The 18539-nt window shown below is 50.0% G+C and carries 18 protein-coding genes; 15 read left to right on the top strand and 3 right to left on the bottom strand.

From position 1 onward, the window contains the following. The first annotated feature begins 10 nt into the window (after positions 1 to 10). The 3 genes from GPK83_RS02315 (at position 11) to GPK83_RS02305 (ending at position 3357) form a co-directional block, all read left to right on the top strand. Positions 11 to 1456: an MBOAT family O-acyltransferase gene (locus tag GPK83_RS02315; protein ID WP_345941758.1), complete on the top strand. Its 1446-nt coding sequence runs from the start codon at positions 11 to 13 to the stop codon at positions 1454 to 1456. Between the two features lie 10 nt (positions 1457 to 1466). Beyond that, positions 1467 to 2909: a DUF1574 domain-containing protein gene (locus GPK83_RS02310; protein WP_215703906.1), complete on the top strand. Its 1443-nt coding sequence runs from the start codon at positions 1467 to 1469 to the stop codon at positions 2907 to 2909. 172 nt (positions 2910 to 3081) lie between these two features. Then, complete coding sequence (locus GPK83_RS02305; RefSeq protein ID WP_215703905.1) at positions 3082 to 3357, top strand: hypothetical protein; 276 nt, start codon at positions 3082 to 3084, stop codon at positions 3355 to 3357. 93 nt (positions 3358 to 3450) lie between these two features. Here the strand turns inward: GPK83_RS02305 and GPK83_RS02300 are convergent, their stop codons facing one another. From GPK83_RS02300 to GPK83_RS02290, 3 genes are all read right to left on the bottom strand, one after another. Next, positions 3451 to 4386: an AEC family transporter gene (locus GPK83_RS02300; RefSeq protein WP_215703904.1), complete on the bottom strand. Its 936-nt coding sequence runs from the start codon at positions 4384 to 4386 to the stop codon at positions 3451 to 3453. Positions 4387 to 4644: 258 nt separating this feature from the next. After that, on the bottom strand, positions 4645 to 5172 hold the full coding sequence (locus GPK83_RS02295) for an ECF transporter S component (protein WP_215703903.1): 528 nt from the start codon (positions 5170 to 5172) through the stop codon (positions 4645 to 4647). A gap of 212 nt (positions 5173 to 5384) precedes the next feature. Further along, entirely contained in the window at positions 5385 to 6143 is a 759-nt protein-coding gene (locus GPK83_RS02290) for an amidohydrolase family protein (RefSeq protein WP_117472170.1), read from the bottom strand. Between the two features lie 423 nt (positions 6144 to 6566). On the opposite strand from GPK83_RS02290, the gene GPK83_RS02285 reads away from it, so the two are divergent. The 12 genes from GPK83_RS02285 (at position 6567) to GPK83_RS02230 (ending at position 18417) form a co-directional block, all read left to right on the top strand. After that, positions 6567 to 7529, top strand: coding sequence for a beta-ketoacyl-ACP synthase III (locus tag GPK83_RS02285; protein ID WP_215703902.1), 963 nt, complete (start codon positions 6567 to 6569; stop codon positions 7527 to 7529). 122 nt (positions 7530 to 7651) lie between these two features. After that, positions 7652 to 7885 (top strand): acyl carrier protein, encoded by a 234-nt coding sequence (acpP, locus tag GPK83_RS02280; RefSeq protein WP_015553932.1) that lies wholly within the window; start codon positions 7652 to 7654, stop codon positions 7883 to 7885. Positions 7886 to 7989: 104 nt separating this feature from the next. After that, on the top strand, positions 7990 to 8928 hold the full coding sequence (gene fabK, locus GPK83_RS02275) for an enoyl-[acyl-carrier-protein] reductase FabK (protein WP_278286476.1): 939 nt from the start codon (positions 7990 to 7992) through the stop codon (positions 8926 to 8928). Positions 8929 to 8936: 8 nt separating this feature from the next. Then, complete coding sequence (gene fabD / locus GPK83_RS02270) at positions 8937 to 9845, top strand: ACP S-malonyltransferase (protein WP_215703916.1); 909 nt, start codon at positions 8937 to 8939, stop codon at positions 9843 to 9845. A gap of 80 nt (positions 9846 to 9925) precedes the next feature. Then, positions 9926 to 10669 (top strand): 3-oxoacyl-[acyl-carrier-protein] reductase, encoded by a 744-nt coding sequence (gene fabG, locus GPK83_RS02265; RefSeq protein WP_215703901.1) that lies wholly within the window; start codon positions 9926 to 9928, stop codon positions 10667 to 10669. Positions 10670 to 10782: 113 nt separating this feature from the next. After that, positions 10783 to 12018 carry a beta-ketoacyl-ACP synthase II gene (fabF, locus tag GPK83_RS02260; RefSeq protein WP_215703900.1) on the top strand — a complete coding sequence of 412 codons (1236 nt, stop codon included), beginning with the start codon at positions 10783 to 10785 and terminating at the stop codon, positions 12016 to 12018. A gap of 11 nt (positions 12019 to 12029) precedes the next feature. Next, on the top strand, positions 12030 to 12506 hold the full coding sequence (gene accB, locus GPK83_RS02255; RefSeq protein ID WP_215703899.1) for an acetyl-CoA carboxylase biotin carboxyl carrier protein: 477 nt from the start codon (positions 12030 to 12032) through the stop codon (positions 12504 to 12506). 73 nt (positions 12507 to 12579) lie between these two features. Further along, positions 12580 to 13002 (top strand): 3-hydroxyacyl-ACP dehydratase FabZ, encoded by a 423-nt coding sequence (gene fabZ, locus GPK83_RS02250; protein WP_015553938.1) that lies wholly within the window; start codon positions 12580 to 12582, stop codon positions 13000 to 13002. A gap of 13 nt (positions 13003 to 13015) precedes the next feature. After that, complete coding sequence (locus tag GPK83_RS02245; RefSeq protein ID WP_117503752.1) at positions 13016 to 14371, top strand: acetyl-CoA carboxylase biotin carboxylase subunit; 1356 nt, start codon at positions 13016 to 13018, stop codon at positions 14369 to 14371. Positions 14372 to 14561: 190 nt separating this feature from the next. Then, positions 14562 to 16346, top strand: a complete 1785-nt coding sequence (locus tag GPK83_RS02240) for an acetyl-CoA carboxylase carboxyltransferase subunit alpha (RefSeq protein WP_215703898.1) — start codon at positions 14562 to 14564, stop codon at positions 16344 to 16346. An 83-nt stretch (positions 16347 to 16429) separates the two neighbouring features. Then, positions 16430 to 17569, top strand: a complete 1140-nt coding sequence (locus GPK83_RS02235; protein WP_015553941.1) for a nitronate monooxygenase family protein — start codon at positions 16430 to 16432, stop codon at positions 17567 to 17569. Positions 17570 to 17766: 197 nt separating this feature from the next. After that, the gene (locus GPK83_RS02230) at positions 17767 to 18417 is read left to right on the top strand and encodes a nucleoside recognition protein (protein ID WP_215703915.1); all 651 of its coding nucleotides are present in this window, start codon (positions 17767 to 17769) and stop codon (positions 18415 to 18417) included. Positions 18418 to 18539 lie beyond the last annotated feature (122 nt).

Raw genomic sequence — 18539 nt, 5'->3', positions numbered from 1 at the left:
GGTATACTTTGTGATACCGCGAAAGCTGCGGGAATACTGGCTTTTAATTGCCAGTTATTATTTTTATATGGGGTGGAATGCCAAATATGCGCTTCTGATCGGCTCATCGACAGCGATCACATATGTAAGCGGACTGCTCTTAGATCGGGCGGATCATACCAAAGAGGAACGTGCCGGAAAAATTCAGAAGAAACTGGTGCTAGCAGCCTGCATGGCGGTCAATCTGGGTATTCTGGCAGTTTTTAAGTACGGAAATTTCGCAATCAATTCTGTCAATTACATATTGTCAAAAATTCATGTCTCGGCGGTGGAGCGCCGGTTTGATCTTCTTCTTCCGGTCGGAATTTCCTTTTACACGTTTCAGGCACTGGGATACATCATGGACGTATACCGGAATGACGTGGAAGTGGAGAAAAATCCGGTCCGGTATGCGCTGTTTGTATCCTTTTTCCCTCAGCTCGTGGCAGGACCGATCGAGAGATCAAAAAATCTATTGAATCAGATGAGATCCATCGATCAGATTCAGGTGTGGGATGCGAAAAGAGTGGCATCCGGTGGGATTTTCATGGTCTGGGGACTCTTCATGAAGATGGTCATTGCAGACCGGATCGCGATTCCGGTGGATACGGTATTTAACAATTTCCGTATGTACGGGGGAACTGAGATCGCACTGGCGGCGGTGGGATTCGCGATCCAGATCTACTGTGATTTTGGCAGCTATTCCATGATCGCCATCGGGGCGGCAAAAGTCATGGGATTTCAGCTGATGGAAAACTTTAATACGCCATATTTTGCCGTCGGAATCCGGGACTTCTGGGGACGGTGGCATATTTCTCTCAGCACCTGGTTCAGGGATTATCTCTATATCCCGTTAGGCGGCAACCGCAGGGGAAAATTCCGCAAAGCGGTCAATATTATGATCGTATTTCTGACGAGCGGCCTGTGGCATGGGGCGGACTGGAGCTTTGTGCTGTGGGGCGGTATTCATGGATTTTATCAGGTGATCGAGGATGTGACGGAGAAATTTAGAAATAAACTCTGGAAAGCCATGAACGTAAAAACAGATTGCTTCAGCTGGAAATTCCTTCAGATGGCAGTGACATTTGTTCTGGTGGTGTTTGCGTGGATCTTTTTCAGAGCCGATTCGATCCGGGACGCGCTCGGTGTGATCAAACGGATCGTGATATGCCAGACTCCATGGGTCCTGTTTGACGGTGAGATCTACAATCTCGGTCTGGACCGGATCGAGATGAACATTCTGATCGTCAGTCTTGTGATCCTGTTTCTGGTGGATCTTGTGCGATATCTGAAAAAACAGACGCTGGACGTATTCCTGATGAGTCAGAATCTGTGGTTTGAGTGGTTTGCTGTGATCGGACTTATCGTGATGATCTTCATTTTCGGGGAATATGGACCAGCATTTGATCCGCAGCAGTTTATCTATTTTCAGTTCTAGGAGGGGAAAAGTGAAAAAGACGGTAGTTCGGATCACAGGTTTTTTGCTGATTCTGCTCATGGTGCTGGCAGGAATCAATCGCGTGTTCAAGATGAAGTACGGGGACGGCATCTACAGCCTGACAAAGTTTTACGAACAGAAGAAAGACAGCGTGGATGTGCTGGTTTTAGGCAGCAGCCATGCGTTTGAAAATATTAATACGGGGACACTGTGGGATGAATATGGAATGGCATCCTATGTATTGGGCGGCTCCAGGCAGCCGTCCTGGAATACATACTATTATCTGAAAGAGGCGTTGAAGACCCAGCAACCGGAGCTGATCGTTTTAGAAGGTTATATGCTGCTCTATGATGCGGATTATGAGGAGAGCAGCAGGATCATAAAAAACAATTTTGGGCTGAAGTGGTCGAAGGATAAGATTGAGTCTATTAAGGTCAGCGCACCGAAGAGTCAGTGGGCAGAGTATTTTCTGGAATATACGCAGTACCACACCAGATACCGGGAACTCAGCCGGGAGGATTTCCTGAAAAACCAGGGATATCGCTACTATGATGACTGGAAGGGGTTTGGATGTAATCTTGATACGATTGCGGAAGTGGGGACCGATGTGAAGCAGGTGGATGAGGTAAGCCCGCTTTACGGAAAGACGGAGGAGTATTACCGGAAGATCCTGGATCTGGCCAGAGAGGAGAATATACCGGTGCTTGTGACGATCGCGCCGTATTTCCTGGTGGATGAGAAGAGTGAAAGGATGTTCAACCGGGTTGGGGAGATCGCAGGGGAATACGGGGATCTGTTTCTGGACGGTAATAAACTTGTGGATGAGATCGGTGTGGATTATCAGGTGGACAATGCGGATGATGTGGGACACCTGAATTATCTGGGAAATCAGAAATACACAAAGTATCTCGGAACATACATAAAGGAACATTATACGGTGAGTGACCGCAGGGCGGACGCGGCTTATGAGAGCTGGCAGAAAAACGCGGATTATATCCGGGAGATGATCGTAAATCAGGAGCTGAAGGAGAGCGGGGATATGGAAGCGATATGCGAAAAGCTCCAGAACCCTAATTATTGGGTGTTTATCTCGGTGGATGATTCCTGCGATGGGGAGGATCAGGAACTTCAGAGGTTTCTTTGCGCGGCAGGTCTTGAGGATGCACTTCAAAACGGCTTTCCGGCGGGAGTATGGCTGACATCTCAGGGGAAAATCTTAAATGCCACTGGGGCAGGTACCGCCAAGATCTATATCCGGAAGAAACCGAAGGAATTTTGCATTCAGAGAATGGCCGGTGCTGACGGGCAGATGGAAAACCAGATCATCTGTGACAGGGTCTCTTACCGGAAGGTGGATTCCGGTGTCAATGTGGTGGTTTATGATCTGATGACGGAGGAGATCGAGGATCAGTTTGGAATTGATGTTTCTGATGGGTGCAGGATCGTGAGATAGGGAATTGTTGAGAAAATAGATGGGTGAAAAATTACAGATAAATAATGAAAAAATAACGAATATCTTAATAATATAGCAGAAAAAAAATAATAGTTGAAAAACAGGGGGGGGGTAAATGATATAATTCAAGTAGATGAAACGGAAACAATCAGCATAGCGGGGGGCGATTTATATGAAGAAAAAAATGTGGTTAACATTATGTAACTTAGGCGTTTCAGTAGTATTTTTATTGTCGTTATATAGCTATACAAAGGGTGTGAGAATGTTTTCGCTGGGATTAGCAATGGCACTTCTTATAGAAATAGGTATCAGAGGGTTTATTGAGCAGAAATTTTCGCAGGAGGGCGCTGAGGTAAATGGAAATAAGATTTATCATGTATCTGAAATATTAAGATATGCCTGCGCTATTATTTTGGCAATAGGAGTGTGGCGCAATGGGTTTAAATGACAGTGATTAAAATAATAGTTGTAATATAAACTGCTCCGTTCTCCCAATTACATGATTGTTTTGGGAGAACGGAGCAGTTTGTTGTAAGAAAGTTTATAAGCTCAGACACACAAGCGGCAGCGTGATGATCGAAAACAGGGTCGTTATGAAGATCATGCCTGCAGCGTAGTCGCCGTCGGAGTGCTGGGTCTCGGCGATCATGGCGATGGAGGCCATGGAGGGGAGTGCGCAGAGGACGCTGAGAGTGACGGCGATGCTGCGGTCGATGGACGGAATGTAGTGCATTATTGTATAGAAAGCAATGGGCAGCAGGACCATTTTTATGAGAACTGTCGCGTAGATCTCCCTGCATTTTAAGTAATTCCGGATTTTGATATAGCAGAATACTCCGCCGAGATAGATCATTGCCAACGGAGAAGCGGCGGAACCAGTTTTTGCGAGGGCGTTTACCACCGCGGCAGGAAGTTTGATGCCGGTGAGAACAAGGAAAACGCCTGTGGTGATGGCAATGGTTGCCGGATTAACCATTTTTATCAGCCGTTTTGAGAGTGAAACAGAAGTTTGGCTGTCCGGCGGGGAGGTCAGGTCTAATCCGATGGTCCAGAGCACGAGCTGGTCGATCACCGTGAATACGGCGATATAGATTCCTCCCTGTTCCGGGTATAGCGCGAGGATGATCGGAATCCCCATGAATCCGCAATTCCCGAACATGCTACAGGCGCGGTAAAGATTTCTGTGTTGTATATCCAGATGCAGTAATTTCGACAGTGCGTCTGTGACCAGATAGAGAACCAGATAGTACACTGCAGTGAGCAGAAGGATCACTGTGGATGAAAGAAACTGCTCCTTTGTTGCGCCGTTGATTGCGTTTGAAAAGATCAGCAGGGGGAGCAGGATTTTTGTGACACACGAGGACAGGGCGCCTAATTTCTCACGGTCCAGCACGTTTGTCTTCACGGCGATGATACCAATCAGGAGATACACCACGAAGACCTCAACTTGTTCGAGTACGATCGAAAAGTAATTCATTATGATACCTCCAGGCGGACAGGGAGATAGGGTGTCCGGCCTTTGTAATATAATTCATTCATTTAGAAGTTCATCTTCATAGAATTCAATTTTATTATAGATGGATTGTTGAAAGATTTCTATCATTATCTCCATCACTCCGGGCAAAAATGATGAAGATAATGATAAAATGAAGAAAATAATCGAGTACAGCACAAAAAATGACTTCCGATACTTAGAAAAGTCGGAAGTCATTTTTCAATAGGACGGGCCTAAATTTTACGCAAATTTTGCCTTTAATGTTCGGATCGCCGGGGACTGTACAAGGATCGTGTAGACCACGCCTCCGAGGACGATCCCTGCGATGGTCTGCATGGACAGGGTGAACATTTCACCGAAGGCAACAACGGTGCCGTAGAGCGGGATCTTTACTAAGGTGTAGCCGATAATATGGGCGATGCCGCCGACGATAGCACCGACAAGCCAGGAATACTTAAAGTTCGGCAGAAGCTTGTAGGCGATAGTTCCGGCGATGAACGCCCAGAGACCTTTTAATAACATGGTCGGGAGAACCCATACCGCGTAGCCGCCGAGAAAATCGGAGAGACCTGCGCCGATGGCACCGGCGAGGACGCCGCGTCTTGTGCCAAATAAGCAGACGGTCAGGATGATCATGCAGTCGCCGAGGTGAGTGTAGCCAAAGGCGGAAGGAATTTTAAAGAAATAGGTTCCGACAAATACCAGAGCGCTCATTAAGCCAATGATGGAGATATCGAGGGTGGTGTCCTGGTGTGAGTGATTTTTCATAGGGGTGTCCTCCTTGAATACAATAATTTCAAATTTTTAATAAATTTAAATGATTCAAACACATGCAACAAAACTCTGTGATATGCAGATGAAAAACTTTTGGCAGGCTTGAATGAAAACGATTTGGCTTTTCGAAGTCGAAATTTCAGTGACACAATTAAAAAAATTGCTGTAACATTTACCCCCTGTTTCTGCAGTGGATACAAAAACTTCTATTTTAATCCCATAAATTTAGCTGCGTTATTATAGAAAATGTTCTCCAGTCCTTCATCATCCACGCCGCATGCCATGATCTTCTGGATCTCAACGGTCGGGGCATGGAACGGGGAGTCGATGCCGAACATGACTTTCTCATGGCCGACAGTGTTGTAGGCGTTGGCGATCTGGACACTCATGGAGGTTCCGGAGGTCTCAAGCCAGATATTGTCGTATTTTTTTGCCATGGTGATCGCTGCATCGACGTAAACACCGTGGGCATGTCCCATATGGATCATGACGATCGGGAGATGCGGGTGGCGTTCAGCCAGAAGTCCGATCTGCCACGGAAGGGAGAACGGCGGATGACCGGAATGGATGAATAACGGTTTTCCGTATTTTTCGCAGATCTCAGCGACGGGATCCACGCAGGGATCGTCGGCGCAGTAGCCGTCAAAGAGGGACTGAAGCTTTGCACCGGCGAAGTGTTCGTCACGGATATAATGCTCTAAGGCATCGTAAGCCGGTTTTCCTTCGGCACAGTTGATCCACATGAGCGGGATGATCTTATCCGGGTGAGCCTTGAAGGCAGCAACGGTCTCTTCATTTGTGTGCGGGCCGTCGGAACAGAGGATCGTCTTTTCAATATTGAATTCTTCCATCTGTTTTAAGAGAAGGTCTGCATTAAAGTGGATATTGAACGGACTGCCGAAGGTGCCGATATGGCTGTGGGCATCGATCTTTTTAAATTTGCTGAAATCGCTTGTAATACTCATAATATCGCTCCTTTTATCTCTGTCAGATAAGACTCCCAACCTTTTCGGGTGGTGAGTCATAGTATGTTGTCGGAAAAATTTCGCATGCGGTAAGTATGTGATTATCATATCTGAGATATGGCATTGTTAAAATATCCAATTTTAAATAATTTGACCAGTCCAGATGCGGCAAATACTGAGCTTAAACAGATGAAAAGGCGGCATTCCTTCTTTGCTGCGTGGAACCACAAGGGTACGGAATGGTTGCAGGTTTACTTAAGCAGCAGGCGGTGAGAAGGAAAAACAAAAATTCACTTGACAAAACAGCAGACATCTATTACCATTAGAATCAAACATTTTGAATATCAAACTATTTGAAATTAAAAACTACTGCGGGGAATAAAATTCCTTCCGCATAAACGAAATGGCAGGATTTAGAAGATGATGACAGCCAGAATTGCTGGAATCGGCGCGTATGTGCCGGAGAATTTGATTACGAACGACGATCTGGCGAAGATCGTGGACACGAATGACGAGTGGATCCGGACACGGACCGGGATTCGGGAACGCCGGATCTCCTCCGGAGAGGGAACGCGCCATCTGGCGGCGAAGGCGGCTGAGCGGGCGCTTGCGGCAGCGGGAGTTGCCCCGGAAGAGCTGGATATCATCATTCTTGGGACTTCATCCCCGGACCGGAATTATCCCAGCGATGCCTGCAGTGTTCAGGCGGCCATCGGGGCAGTGAATGCAGTTGCCTTCGATATCTCGGCGGCATGCGCGGGATTTATTTTCGCCATGAATATCGTGGAAGGATTTTTTAAAGCCGGAATCTACAAGACGGCGCTGATCATCGGGGCGGAAACCCTCAGTAAAGTGACAGACTGGAATGACCGCGGAACCTGCGTCCTCTTTGGAGACGGAGCAGGGGCAGCCGTTTTAAAAGCGGAAGAGACCGGAATCATCGACATGATGATGGGAGCGGACGGAACAAAGGGTGATGTTCTCGCCTGCACCTCGAGAACCGTCGGAAACTTTCTCACAGGGACAAAGCCGGAGCTCGGATTTATGACCATGGATGGACAGGAAGTTTTCAAATTCGCAGTGCGGAAGGTGCCGGAGAGTGTTATGGAGCTTTTACAGCGGACCGGGACAAAAAAGGAAGACATTAAATATTATGTTCTTCATCAGGCGAATGAGCGGATCATTGAGGCAGCGGCCAGACGTCTGAAGGAGCCGATGGAGAAATTCCCGATGACGATCGGTCAGTTTGGAAATACATCAACGGCATCGATTCCGTTACTGTTAGACGATATGATCCAGAAGGACATGCTGAAGCGGGGCGACAAGATCATCATGTCAGGCTTCGGAGCCGGAATGACCTGGGGTGCAGTGCTCATGGAGTGGTAGATATCTGATTCATCCGGAAAGCAGGAGAAATTATCTACATAACAAGAAATAATTTAAAAAAACAAAAAAATGCAAAAACTCATAAAATACAAATAATAAGAACATTTAAAGGAGATCAAATCATGTTAGAAAAAATGAAAGAAATCATCGCAGAGCAGTTAAGCACAGACGCAGACAGCATCACAGAGGCAACTTCCTTCAAGGATGACCTTGGTGCAGATTCCCTTGACTTATTTGAGCTTGTTATGGCTCTTGAGGATGAGTATTCCGTAGAGATCCCGGCTGAGGACCTTCAGAATCTTGCAACGGTCGGTGATGTTATGAAGTACTTAAAAGATAAAGGTGTTGAGGAATAATCAAACCGAATAAACCAGAGTAAAAACGCGTCTATGACGCGTTTTACTGATATAAAGATAATTCCGGGCAATACCCGACAGATAGATTTCAGGAAGTGAGAGCAATAAAAATGAAGACAAGAATTACAGAAATGCTGGGAATCGAATATCCGATCATTCAGGGCGGTATGGCTTGGGTCGCTGAGCATCATCTTGCTGCCGCTGTTTCCGAGGCAGGAGGTCTTGGCCTCATCGGCGGCGCAAACGCGCCGGGAGAGGTTGTCCGTGAAGAGATCCGTAAGGCGAAAGCACTGACAAAGAAGCCGTTTGGCGTTAATGTCATGTTAATGAGCCCGTATGCGGATGATGTGGCGAAGGTGGTTGTTGAAGAGGGCGTGAAGGTTGTTACGACAGGAGCCGGAAATCCTGCAAAGTACATGAAGATGTGGAAGGAAGCAGGGATCATCGTGATCCCGGTCGTTGCTTCTGTGGCTCTTGCGAAGCTTATGGAGCGCGGCGGCGCTGATGCTGTCGTTGCAGAGGGAACCGAATCCGGCGGACATATCGGTGAGGCGACCACCATGACTCTCGTTCCGCAGGTCGTTGATGCGGTATCCATCCCGGTCATTGCAGCAGGCGGCATCGGTGATGGAAGAGGAATCGCGGCGGCTTTCATGCTGGGCGCTGAGGCAGTCCAGATGGGAACAAGATTTGTTGTCGCAAAGGAATCCATCGTTCATGAAAATTATAAGCAGAGAATCATTAAAGCAAAGGACATCGATTCTGCGGTAACAGGAAGAACCCACGGACATCCGGTCCGCTGCCTGAGAAACCAGATGACAAGAGAGTATAACCGACTTGAGGCAGAAGGAAAATCCTTTGAGGAGCTTGAGTATCTGACACTTGGAACCCTCAGAAAAGCCGTTCAGGAAGGCGATACCACAAATGGAACCGTCATGGCAGGTCAGATCGCAGGTCTTGTAACGAAAGAGCAGACATGCAAGGAAATGATCGATGAGATGATGGAGCAGGCAGATAAGCTGCTTGGCGGATGTCAGAAGTAAGGAGAATCATGGGAAAGACAGCATTTATTTTTCCGGGACAGGGCGCGCAGGTATGCGGCATGGGCCAGGATTTTTATGAAAATTCGGAGACTGCAAAGGCAGTATTTGACCGTGCGACGGAGCTTTTAGGTTTTTCCGTTCCGGAGTTATGTTTTGAGAAAAATGATCGTCTGGACATCACGGAGTATACGCAGGCGGCAATGGTGACCACGAGCGTTGCCATGATGAAGGTTATGGAGGAGCGCGGCATCCATGCGGATGTGGCGGCTGGTTTAAGCCTTGGCGAGTACTGTGCACTGGTGGCAGCAGGCGTTATGACGGCGGACGACGCGATCCGCACGGTCCGGGAGAGAGGAATCCTCATGCAGGAGGCAGTTCCGGCGGGAGTCGGCGGAATGAGCGCTGTCCTCGGCATGACGGCAGATGAGATCAATGCAGTTGTGGACGAGATCCCGAACGTGCAGGTCGCAAACTACAACTGCCCGGGTCAGATCGTGATCTCCGGTCTCAAGGAGGCGGTGGAGACCGCGGCGGTGAAGTTAAAAGAGGCAGGTGCAAGACGTGTGATCCCGCTTAATGTCAGTGGACCGTTCCACTCCTATCTTTTAGAGGAAGCCGGGGAGAAGCTTGGAAGGTTTCTGGAGAATATTCCGGTATCTGAGCCAAAGATCCCGTATGTGGCGAATGTGACAGCCGCTTATGTGACAAAGGCGGAGGATGTAAAGCCGCTCTTAACACGCCAGGTATCTTCTTCTGTCAGATGGCAGCAGAGCGTGGAGATTATGCTGGCGGACGGTGTTGACCGTTTTATTGAGATCGGACCGGGAAAGACGTTAGCTGGATTTATCAGAAAGATCAACAGGGAAGCGACAGTCATCAATATTGAGAAATTTGAGGATCTGGAGAAGCTGAACTAAGTGATCGAAAGAGAAATTAGTAAATAATGTCGCCAGAGACAAAAATCTGGCGGCTGACTGATAGAAACACGGAGGGAAACATGAATTTAACAGGGAAGGTTACTCTTGTGACAGGCGCAAGCCGCGGAATCGGCCGTCAGATTGCTCTGACACTGGCTGGATACGGCGCGACCGTCATCGTCAACTATAATGGCTCCGCAGCAAAAGCAGAGGAAGTCGTAAACGAGATCACAGCAAACGGCGGAATGGCGGAGAGCATGCAGTGCAGCGTCAGTGATTTCGAAAAATCCAAAGAAATGATCGATGGGATCGTAAAGAAATACGGCCGTCTCGATATTCTTGTGAACAACGCCGGAATCACAAAAGACAACCTGATCATGAAGATGTCCGAGGACGATTTTGACGCAGTTATTGCCACAAACTTAAAGGGCGCATTCAACTGCATCAAACATGTCTCCCGCCAGATGTTAAAGCAGAGAGGCGGACGGATCATCAACATCTCCTCCGTTTCCGGAGTGATGGGAAATGCAGGCCAGGCAAACTACTGCGCATCTAAGGCCGGCATCATCGGACTCACGAAATCCGTTGCGAGAGAGCTTGGAAGCCGCGGAATCACATCGAACGCAGTCGCACCGGGATTTATCCGTACAGAGATGACGGATGTGCTGCCGGAGGACGTAAAGAAAGCCATGGGCGAGCAGATTCCGTTAAAGCATTTCGGTGAGACAAAAGATATTGCGGAGGCAGTCGCATTTCTCGCTTCCGATGAGGCAGCTTATGTTACCGGCCAGGTTCTTCATGTGGACGGCGGCATGGCGATGTAAAAGACAGTTGGAAAAAGCGCCTGTTCCGGCCACACAGCCGGACAGCGGATGTTTCGGTTATCATCTGCGCGGGGCGTGGATGATAGCATAATTAGAACAGGAGAACGAAAAGCATGAGAAGAGTTGTAGTAACAGGAATGGGCGCGATCACCCCGATCGGAAACGATGTTGAGGCATTTTGGAACGGATTAAAAGAGAAGAAACTCGGATTTGGACCGATCACCTATTTTGACACGACCGATTATAAAGCAAAACTCGCGGCAGAGGTCAAGGACTTCGAGCCGAAGGACTATATGGATCCGAAGGCGGCAAGGAGAATGGAGCGCTTCGCACAGTTTGCGGTAGCGGCAGCCCGTCAGGCGCTGGAGGATTCTTCCCTCGACATGACAAAGGAAGATCCGTTCCGTGTCGGTGTCTGCGTAAGCTCCGGTATCGGAAGCTTACAGATCATCGAGAAAGAATATAAGAAGCTTCTGGAAAAAGGACCGAACCGCGTAAACCCGCTTCTGGTGCCGCTCATGATCAGCAATATGGCAGCAGGAAACGTGTCCATCCAGTTTGGCTTAAAGGGAAAGAACATCAACGTCGTGACAGCGTGCGCGTCCGGTACGAACTCCATCGGTGAGGCGATGCGTGCGATCCAGCACGGCGAGGCGGAGGTCATGGTCGCAGGCGGAACTGAGAGCTGCATCACACCGTTAGGCGTTGCGGGATTCTCCGGACTTACCGCTCTTTCCACTTCTGAGGATCCGGAGCGCGCCTCCATTCCGTTCGATCTTGAGAGAAACGGTTTCGTCATGGGCGAGGGCGCAGGTGTCGTTGTCTTAGAAGAATTAGAACATGCAAAAGCCCGTGGAGCGAAGATCTACGCGGAGTTAGCCGGATACGGAGCGACAGGCGATGCTTATCACATTACTTCTCCGGCGGAGGACGGAAGCGGTGCAGCAAAGGCAATGGAATACGCAATTGCTGACGCGGGAATGAAGCCGGAGGACATCGATTACATCAATGCCCACGGAACAGCGACCCACCACAACGATTTATTCGAGACAAAGGCCATCAAGCTTGCGCTTGGCGATCATGCATATAAAGTAAAGATCAACTCCACAAAATCCATGATCGGCCACCTCTTAGGCGCTGCCGGCGGCGTTGAGTTCATCGACTGTGTAAAGTCTATTCAGGACGGCTTCGTTCATGCCACAGCAGGATTAAAAGTGGACGATCCGGAATGCGATCTTGATTATACAAAGGGCGACGGCGTTTCCATGGAGGTAAAGACAGTTTTGACGAACTCTCTGGGATTCGGCGGACACAATGCGTGCCTGCTTGTCAGAAGGTTTGAGGAGTAAGGAGAACGGCGATGGAAGTAAAAGAGATCATTGAATTAATGAAGGCAATGTCGGAGAACGGCATGACCGGTTTCGAGCTTGCGGAAGGCGACTGGAAGCTGACAATGAAGAGAGAAAAAAAGGTCGTTGCGGCGGCGCAGACACCGGTCGTTATGCAGGTACCGGGACAGGGTTCCATGATCCAGGCCGCGGATGTGACCGTTATGGAGCAGGTCTCCGGTGAAAATGCGGAAAAGAAAGTTTCCGGAATTTCCGAGAAAGTGATCACCTGTCCGCTTGTGGGGACATTCTATTCCTCCCCGGCACCGGACGCAGAGGACTATGTAAAAGTCGGAGATACCGTGAAAAAAGGTCAGGTCATCGGAATCGTGGAAGCCATGAAGTTGATGAATGAGATCGAGAGCGAGTATGACGGAATCGTGGAAGAGATCCTTGTGAAGAACGAGGAGACGGTTGAGTACGGTCAGCCGTTATTCCGGATTCGTTAATTATAAAAATAACCGTTTGGCGGCCCGCGCATTGCCGCACGGGCTGTGAAAGATTGGATAGAGGATAAAAATCATGTTAGGAATCAAAGAAATTCAGGAAATCATTCCCCACAGACATCCGTTTCTTCTCGTGGATTGTGTGGAGGAGCTGGAGCCGGGCGTGAGAGCCGTCGGATATAAATCTGTGACATACAATGAGCCGTATTTCGCGGGCCATTTTCCGCAGGAGCCGGTGATGCCGGGTGTCCTGATCGTTGAGGCGCTGGCACAGACAGGCGCTGTCGCGATCTTAAGCGTTGAGGAAAACAAAGGAAAGACTGCGTATTTCGGCGCAATGAATAATGTAAAGTTTAAGAAGAAAGTAGTTCCGGGCGACAAGCTCCGTCTGGAATGCGAGATCATCAAGCAGAAAGGACCGGTCGGTGTTGGAAAGGCGGTCGCTACCGTGGACGGCAAAGTCGCGGTATCTGCGGAACTCACATTTATGATCGGTTAGGACTGGTGAAGAGATGTTTCAGAAGATTTTAATCGCAAACCGCGGCGAGATCGCCGTTCGGATCATCCGGGCATGCCGGGAGATGGGGATCAAGACGGTTGCCGTCTACTCCGAGGCAGACCGGGACGCACTGCACACACTTCTTGCGGACGAGGCGATCTGTATCGGACCGGCGCCGTCCACGGAGAGCTATCTCGATATGGAGCGGATCTTAACCGCATGCGTTGTCATGAAGGCAGATGCTATCCATCCGGGCTTCGGATTTTTGTCCGAGAATGCCCGCTTCGCGGAGCTCTGTGAAAAGTGCAATATCCGCTTTATCGGACCGTCAGCTGAGATCATTAACAAGATGGGAAATAAGTCCGAGGCGAGAAAAACTATGATGGCGGCGGGCGTTCCTGTGGTTCCGGGAAGCAAAGAGCCGGTCTACACTGTGGAGGAAGGCCTTAAGACCGCGAAAGAGGTCGGCTTTCCGGTGATGATCAAGGCGTCCAGCGGCGGCGGCGGAAAGGGAATGCGCGTTTCGAGGTCGGAGGAAGATTTTGAGGCGAACTTCTTAAATGCCCAGATGGAATCCGTTAAGGGATTTTCCGATAATACCATGTATATCGAGCGGTTTGTGGAGAATCCGCGCCACATCGAGTTCCAGATCTTAGGCGACCGTTATGGAAATGTGGTCCATCTCGGTGAGCGCGACTGCTCGATCCAGAGGAGACACCAGAAGGTTCTTGAGGAATCCCCGTCAGCGGCGATCTCCGGGGAGCTTCGGAAAAAGATGGGTGAGACGGCAGTCCGCGCGGCAAAGGCGGTCGGATATGAGAATGCGGGAACCATCGAGTTCCTTTTAGATAAAGATAAAAATTTCTATTTTATGGAAATGAATACGAGGATCCAGGTGGAGCATCCGGTGACGGAGGCTGTCACGGACATGGATCTCATCAAAGAACAGATCAGGATTGCGGCGGGGGAACCGCTCTCTGTCAGTCAGGAAGACATTAAGATCTCCGGACATGCTATCGAATGCAGGATCAACGCGGAGAATCCGGAGAAGAACTTTATGCCATGTCCGGGCATGATCACAGATATCCATCTCCCGGGAGGCCGGGGAGTCCGTGTGGACACGGCGGTCTACAACAATTACCGGATCCCGCCGAACTATGATTCCATGATCTTAAAGCTGATCGTGCGGGACAAGGACCGGGAGTCCGCCATCGCGAAGATGCGCAGCGCCCTCGGGGAGCTTGTCATCGAGGGAATCAATACGAATCTGGATTTCCAGTATGATATTTTAAGCGATCCGGATTTTCAGTCGGGAAATGTGGATACAAACTTCATTCCGTCGCATTTTCCGGAGTACACCAAAGAATAGGATTATACCAGTTCAGCCATGCACATAGTTAGGCATAGACGTGTGTTGCAAGCTTGCTTGCATAAGCACGTTTATGACTAACTATGTATATGCGGAACGCCACGAGCTTCTTGTTTTCATGGAACATGAAAACAAGAAGACTGCATGGCTGAACGTGCAATTTCCATAGTCTTGAAAGGAGCTTTTATATATGCTAAGGGATATGTTTAAAAAAACATATACGAAGATCGATATGAAATACCGTGCGGGAGAAAAGGAATCTGCCAGAACGGCAGAGGAGGACGCGCCGGTGATTCCTGCCGGGCTGTGGAAAAAGTGCAATAAATGCGGAAAGCCGATCTACACGGACGATGTAAGGGCGAACTTTTATATCTGCCCGAAGTGCGGAGGATACTTCCGTGTCCATGCGTACCGCCGGATCGAGATGATCGCGGATGAGGGAAGCTTTGAGGAGTGGGACAAGTTCATGCAGGTCTCCAATCCGTTAAGCTTCCCAGGATACGAGAAGAAGCTTGCAGCAGCCCGTGAAAAATCACAGCTCAATGAGGCCATCGTCACCGGATCATGCACGATCCACGGACAGAAGACCGTTGTCGGTGTCTGCGACGCGAGATTTTTGATGAGCAGCATGGGCCACAACGTGGGTGAAAAGATCACGAGAGCCGTGGAGCGCGCCACGGAGGAAAAGCTTCCGGTGATCCTTTTCGCCTGCTCCGGCGGCGCGAGAATGCAGGAGGGCATGGTCTCCCTGATGCAGATGGCAAAGACTTCTGCGGCTTTAAAGAGACATCATGAGGCGGGACAGCTTTATGTGAGTGTCCTGACGGACCCGACAACGGGCGGCGTTACGGCAAGCTTCGCGATGTTAGGAGATATCATCCTCGCGGAGCCGGGGGCACTCATCGGTTTTGCGGGACCCCGTGTCATCGAGCAGACCATCGGGCAGAAGCTGCCGGAAGGTTTCCAGAGAGCGGAGTTCCTTGTGGAGCACGGCTTTGTCGATAAGATCGTGAAGCGTGAGGAATTAAAAGAGACGCTGGCGATGATCTTAAAGCTTCATAAGAAGCCGGAGAGCGGATGTCTTGCGGACTGGAAAACGGAAAACACAGTTGACAGGGCGGCTTTTGAGGAAAAAGAGCAGAATTCTTCTGCGAAGAGAGCGCATCATGGTTCCGGAAAGGCAGCAGGAGCGATCCGCAGCGCATGGGATTCCGTCCTGCTTTCCAGAAAGGCGGACCGTCCGGTGGCTACGGACTATATCAACGCGATTTTCGATGATTTTATGGAATTCCATGGAGACCGTTACTGCAAAGATGATGGTGCCATCGTCGGCGGAATCGCTTCCTTCCACGGAATGCCTGTGACAGTGATCGGGCAGGAAAAGGGTAAGAATACAAAGGACAACATCAAGCGCAACTTCGGAATGCCGTCCCCGGACGGATACCGGAAGGCGCTGCGTCTCATGAAGCAGGCGGAGACATTTGGACGCCCGGTAGTGTGCTTTGTAGATACCCCAGGAGCCTTCTGCGGACTGGAAGCCGAGGAGCGCGGACAGGGAGAGGCCATCGCGAGAAATCTCTTTGAGATGTCAGATCTCACCGTTCCGGTGCTCTCCATCGTGATCGGAGAGGGCGGAAGCGGCGGAGCGCTTGCCATGGCTGTGGCGAACGAGGTCTGGATGATGGAGAATGCGGTGTACTCTGTTCTCTCCCCGGAAGGTTTTGCATCGATCCTCTGGAAGGACAGCAAGCGTGCGGACGAGGCGGCGCGGGTCATGAAGATGACCGCGGCGGAATTAAAGGAACTCGGAATTATCGAGCGTGTGATCCCGGAGCCGGAACCGGCAGACCCTGAGACGCTTCCGGAGATCGCGAAGACTATGGAGAATGCCATGGAGGAGTTCTTTGAAGCGTGGACACAGCTTGACGGGAAGACGTTAGCAGAGCGCCGGTATGAGAGATTCCGGAAATTTTAGGCAGCGCTTCAGCAGCGTGCGGACCAGCATATGGTCATGTTAGAGATGGAACAAATACGGGGAGTTATAATTTAGGAGGAAATATGGAGGCAGCAATCGGTCTGAAACCATTAAAAATAGGGAACCTCGTGGCGAAGCACCCAGTGATCCAGGGAGGAATGGGGGTCGGCGTGAGCCTTTCGTCCTTAGCCGGAGCAGTCGCGAAGGCGGGCGGAATCGGAATCATTTCCACAGCCCAGATCGGATTTAAGGATCAGGATTTCGGAAAAAATCCGATGGCGGCGAATCTGAGAGCGATCCATTCCGAACTTAAGAAAGCCAGGGAGAAAGCGCCCCAGGGAATTCTGGGCTTTAATATCATGGTCGCAACGAAGGAGTACGCGTCCTATGTGAAAGAGGCGGTGAAAGCCGGAGCGGACGTGATCATCTCCGGCGCCGGTCTCCCGATCGACATGCCGAAATTTGTCGCGGAGGCGGAGAATGAGAACGGAGGTTCTGAAAAGAAAGAGCGGCGTACCATGATCGCGCCCATCGTTTCCTCTGTGAAATCTGCTCTTGTGATCTGCAGGATGTGGGACAGAAAGTACCACACAGCACCGGATTTCGTCGTAGTGGAAGGACCATGCGCGGGCGGTCATCTTGGATTCTCCAGAGAACAGCTTGCTGAGCTTGGAGCTGACACGGATCATGTGGCGGAGACCTTCGATGAACCGGCATATGATAAGGAGATCCGCGGAATCATCGAGACGGTGAAGAGCTTTGCGGAGAAGTACAAAAAACATATCCCGGTCATCACGGCGGGAGGAATCTTCGACCATAAGGACGTTCTGCACCAGTTTGCGCTTGGGGCTGAGGGCATCCAGGCGGCGACAAGATTTGTGACGACTGAAGAATGTGACGCGGATATTGCATACAAAGAGGCATATATCAACGCGAAAGAGGAAGACATTGTGATCGTTAAGAGTCCGGTTGGAATGCCGGGCAGAGCGATCAAAAATAAGTTTTTAGAGCGTGTTGCTCAGGGACCGGTGAAGGTGGAGCGATGCTTCCGGTGTCTGGAACACTGTAATCCGGCGGAAACACCGTATTGCATCACGAAAGCGCTGATCAACGCCGCAGAAGGAAAGATTGATGAGGCGCTGCTGTTCTGCGGAAGCAACGCATACCGTTGTGAGAAGATCGAGACGGTGCCGGAGGTTATGGCGGCGCTGTGCGGAGAGTAAAAAACTAAGAGAGGCTGTTGTGCAGATCATGTGAATCAGCCAGAATATAAATTTTCAGGAAAGCAGTTTTATAAAGTTCATAGATCCCGTATTTCTGTCATAAGATAAAGAAATTCAGGTGGTGGTTTGGCGTATCTGCGCTTCGAGTGCAGGCGGCCGAAATGTCACCGACTTTGACAGAAATGTGGGATCTTTTTATGTTAAATATGCTCTGGGCAGGAATGATGGCAGCCGGGATCTTCTGGGCGGCGTTTCATGGAAATATGGGAGAAGTGACGAACGGGCTGCTGGACTCGGCGAAGGAGGCGGTGACACTGGGAGTCACAATGCTGGGGATCATGTCATTCTGGTGCGGGATCTTAAAGATTGGGGAGAGAGCGGGACTCATCGAGGCGCTGACAGAGAAGATGCGGCCGGTGATAAGGTTTCTCTTTCCGAACCTGCCGGACGGACATCCGGCGGGGAGATATATTGCGACAAATATGATCGCGAACATGCTGGGGCTCGGCTGGGCGGCGACACCGGCTGGGTTAAAGGCGATGGAAGAGCTGGGAAAGCTGGAGGAAGAGCGGCGGGCGGAAAAAGCGCCGGATAAGAGGAAAAACACGGCAGGGCAGAGCAGTCTGGCGAGACAGTCGGGCACTGCCAGCAATGAGATGTGCACGTTCCTGATCGTAAATATTTCCTCACTCCAGCTCATCCCCATCAACATGATCGCCTACCGCAGCCAGTACGGCAGTGTCAGCCCGGCGGCGATCGCAGGACCGGCGCTTCTCGCGACCATCGCCAGCACGGCGGCGGGAATCGCGTTCTGCAAGGTCATGGACCGGAAAAACGTTGATTTTTGAAAAAAAGTCTACTATAATATTACTATTATGTGGCTGAAGCCCATACTCATAAAAGAGTTCCCCGCCCAAGGCGGTTGAAACCGAGAAATATTTACTGCCGCATGGCATCGGAGCCAGATGCA

This window comes from Clostridium sp. MCC328 (genome assembly GCF_018785465.1).
Classification (GTDB): domain Bacteria; phylum Bacillota; class Clostridia; order Lachnospirales; family Lachnospiraceae; genus Pilosibacter; species Pilosibacter fragilis.
This window is presented reverse-complemented; position numbering and strand designations above follow the sequence as displayed.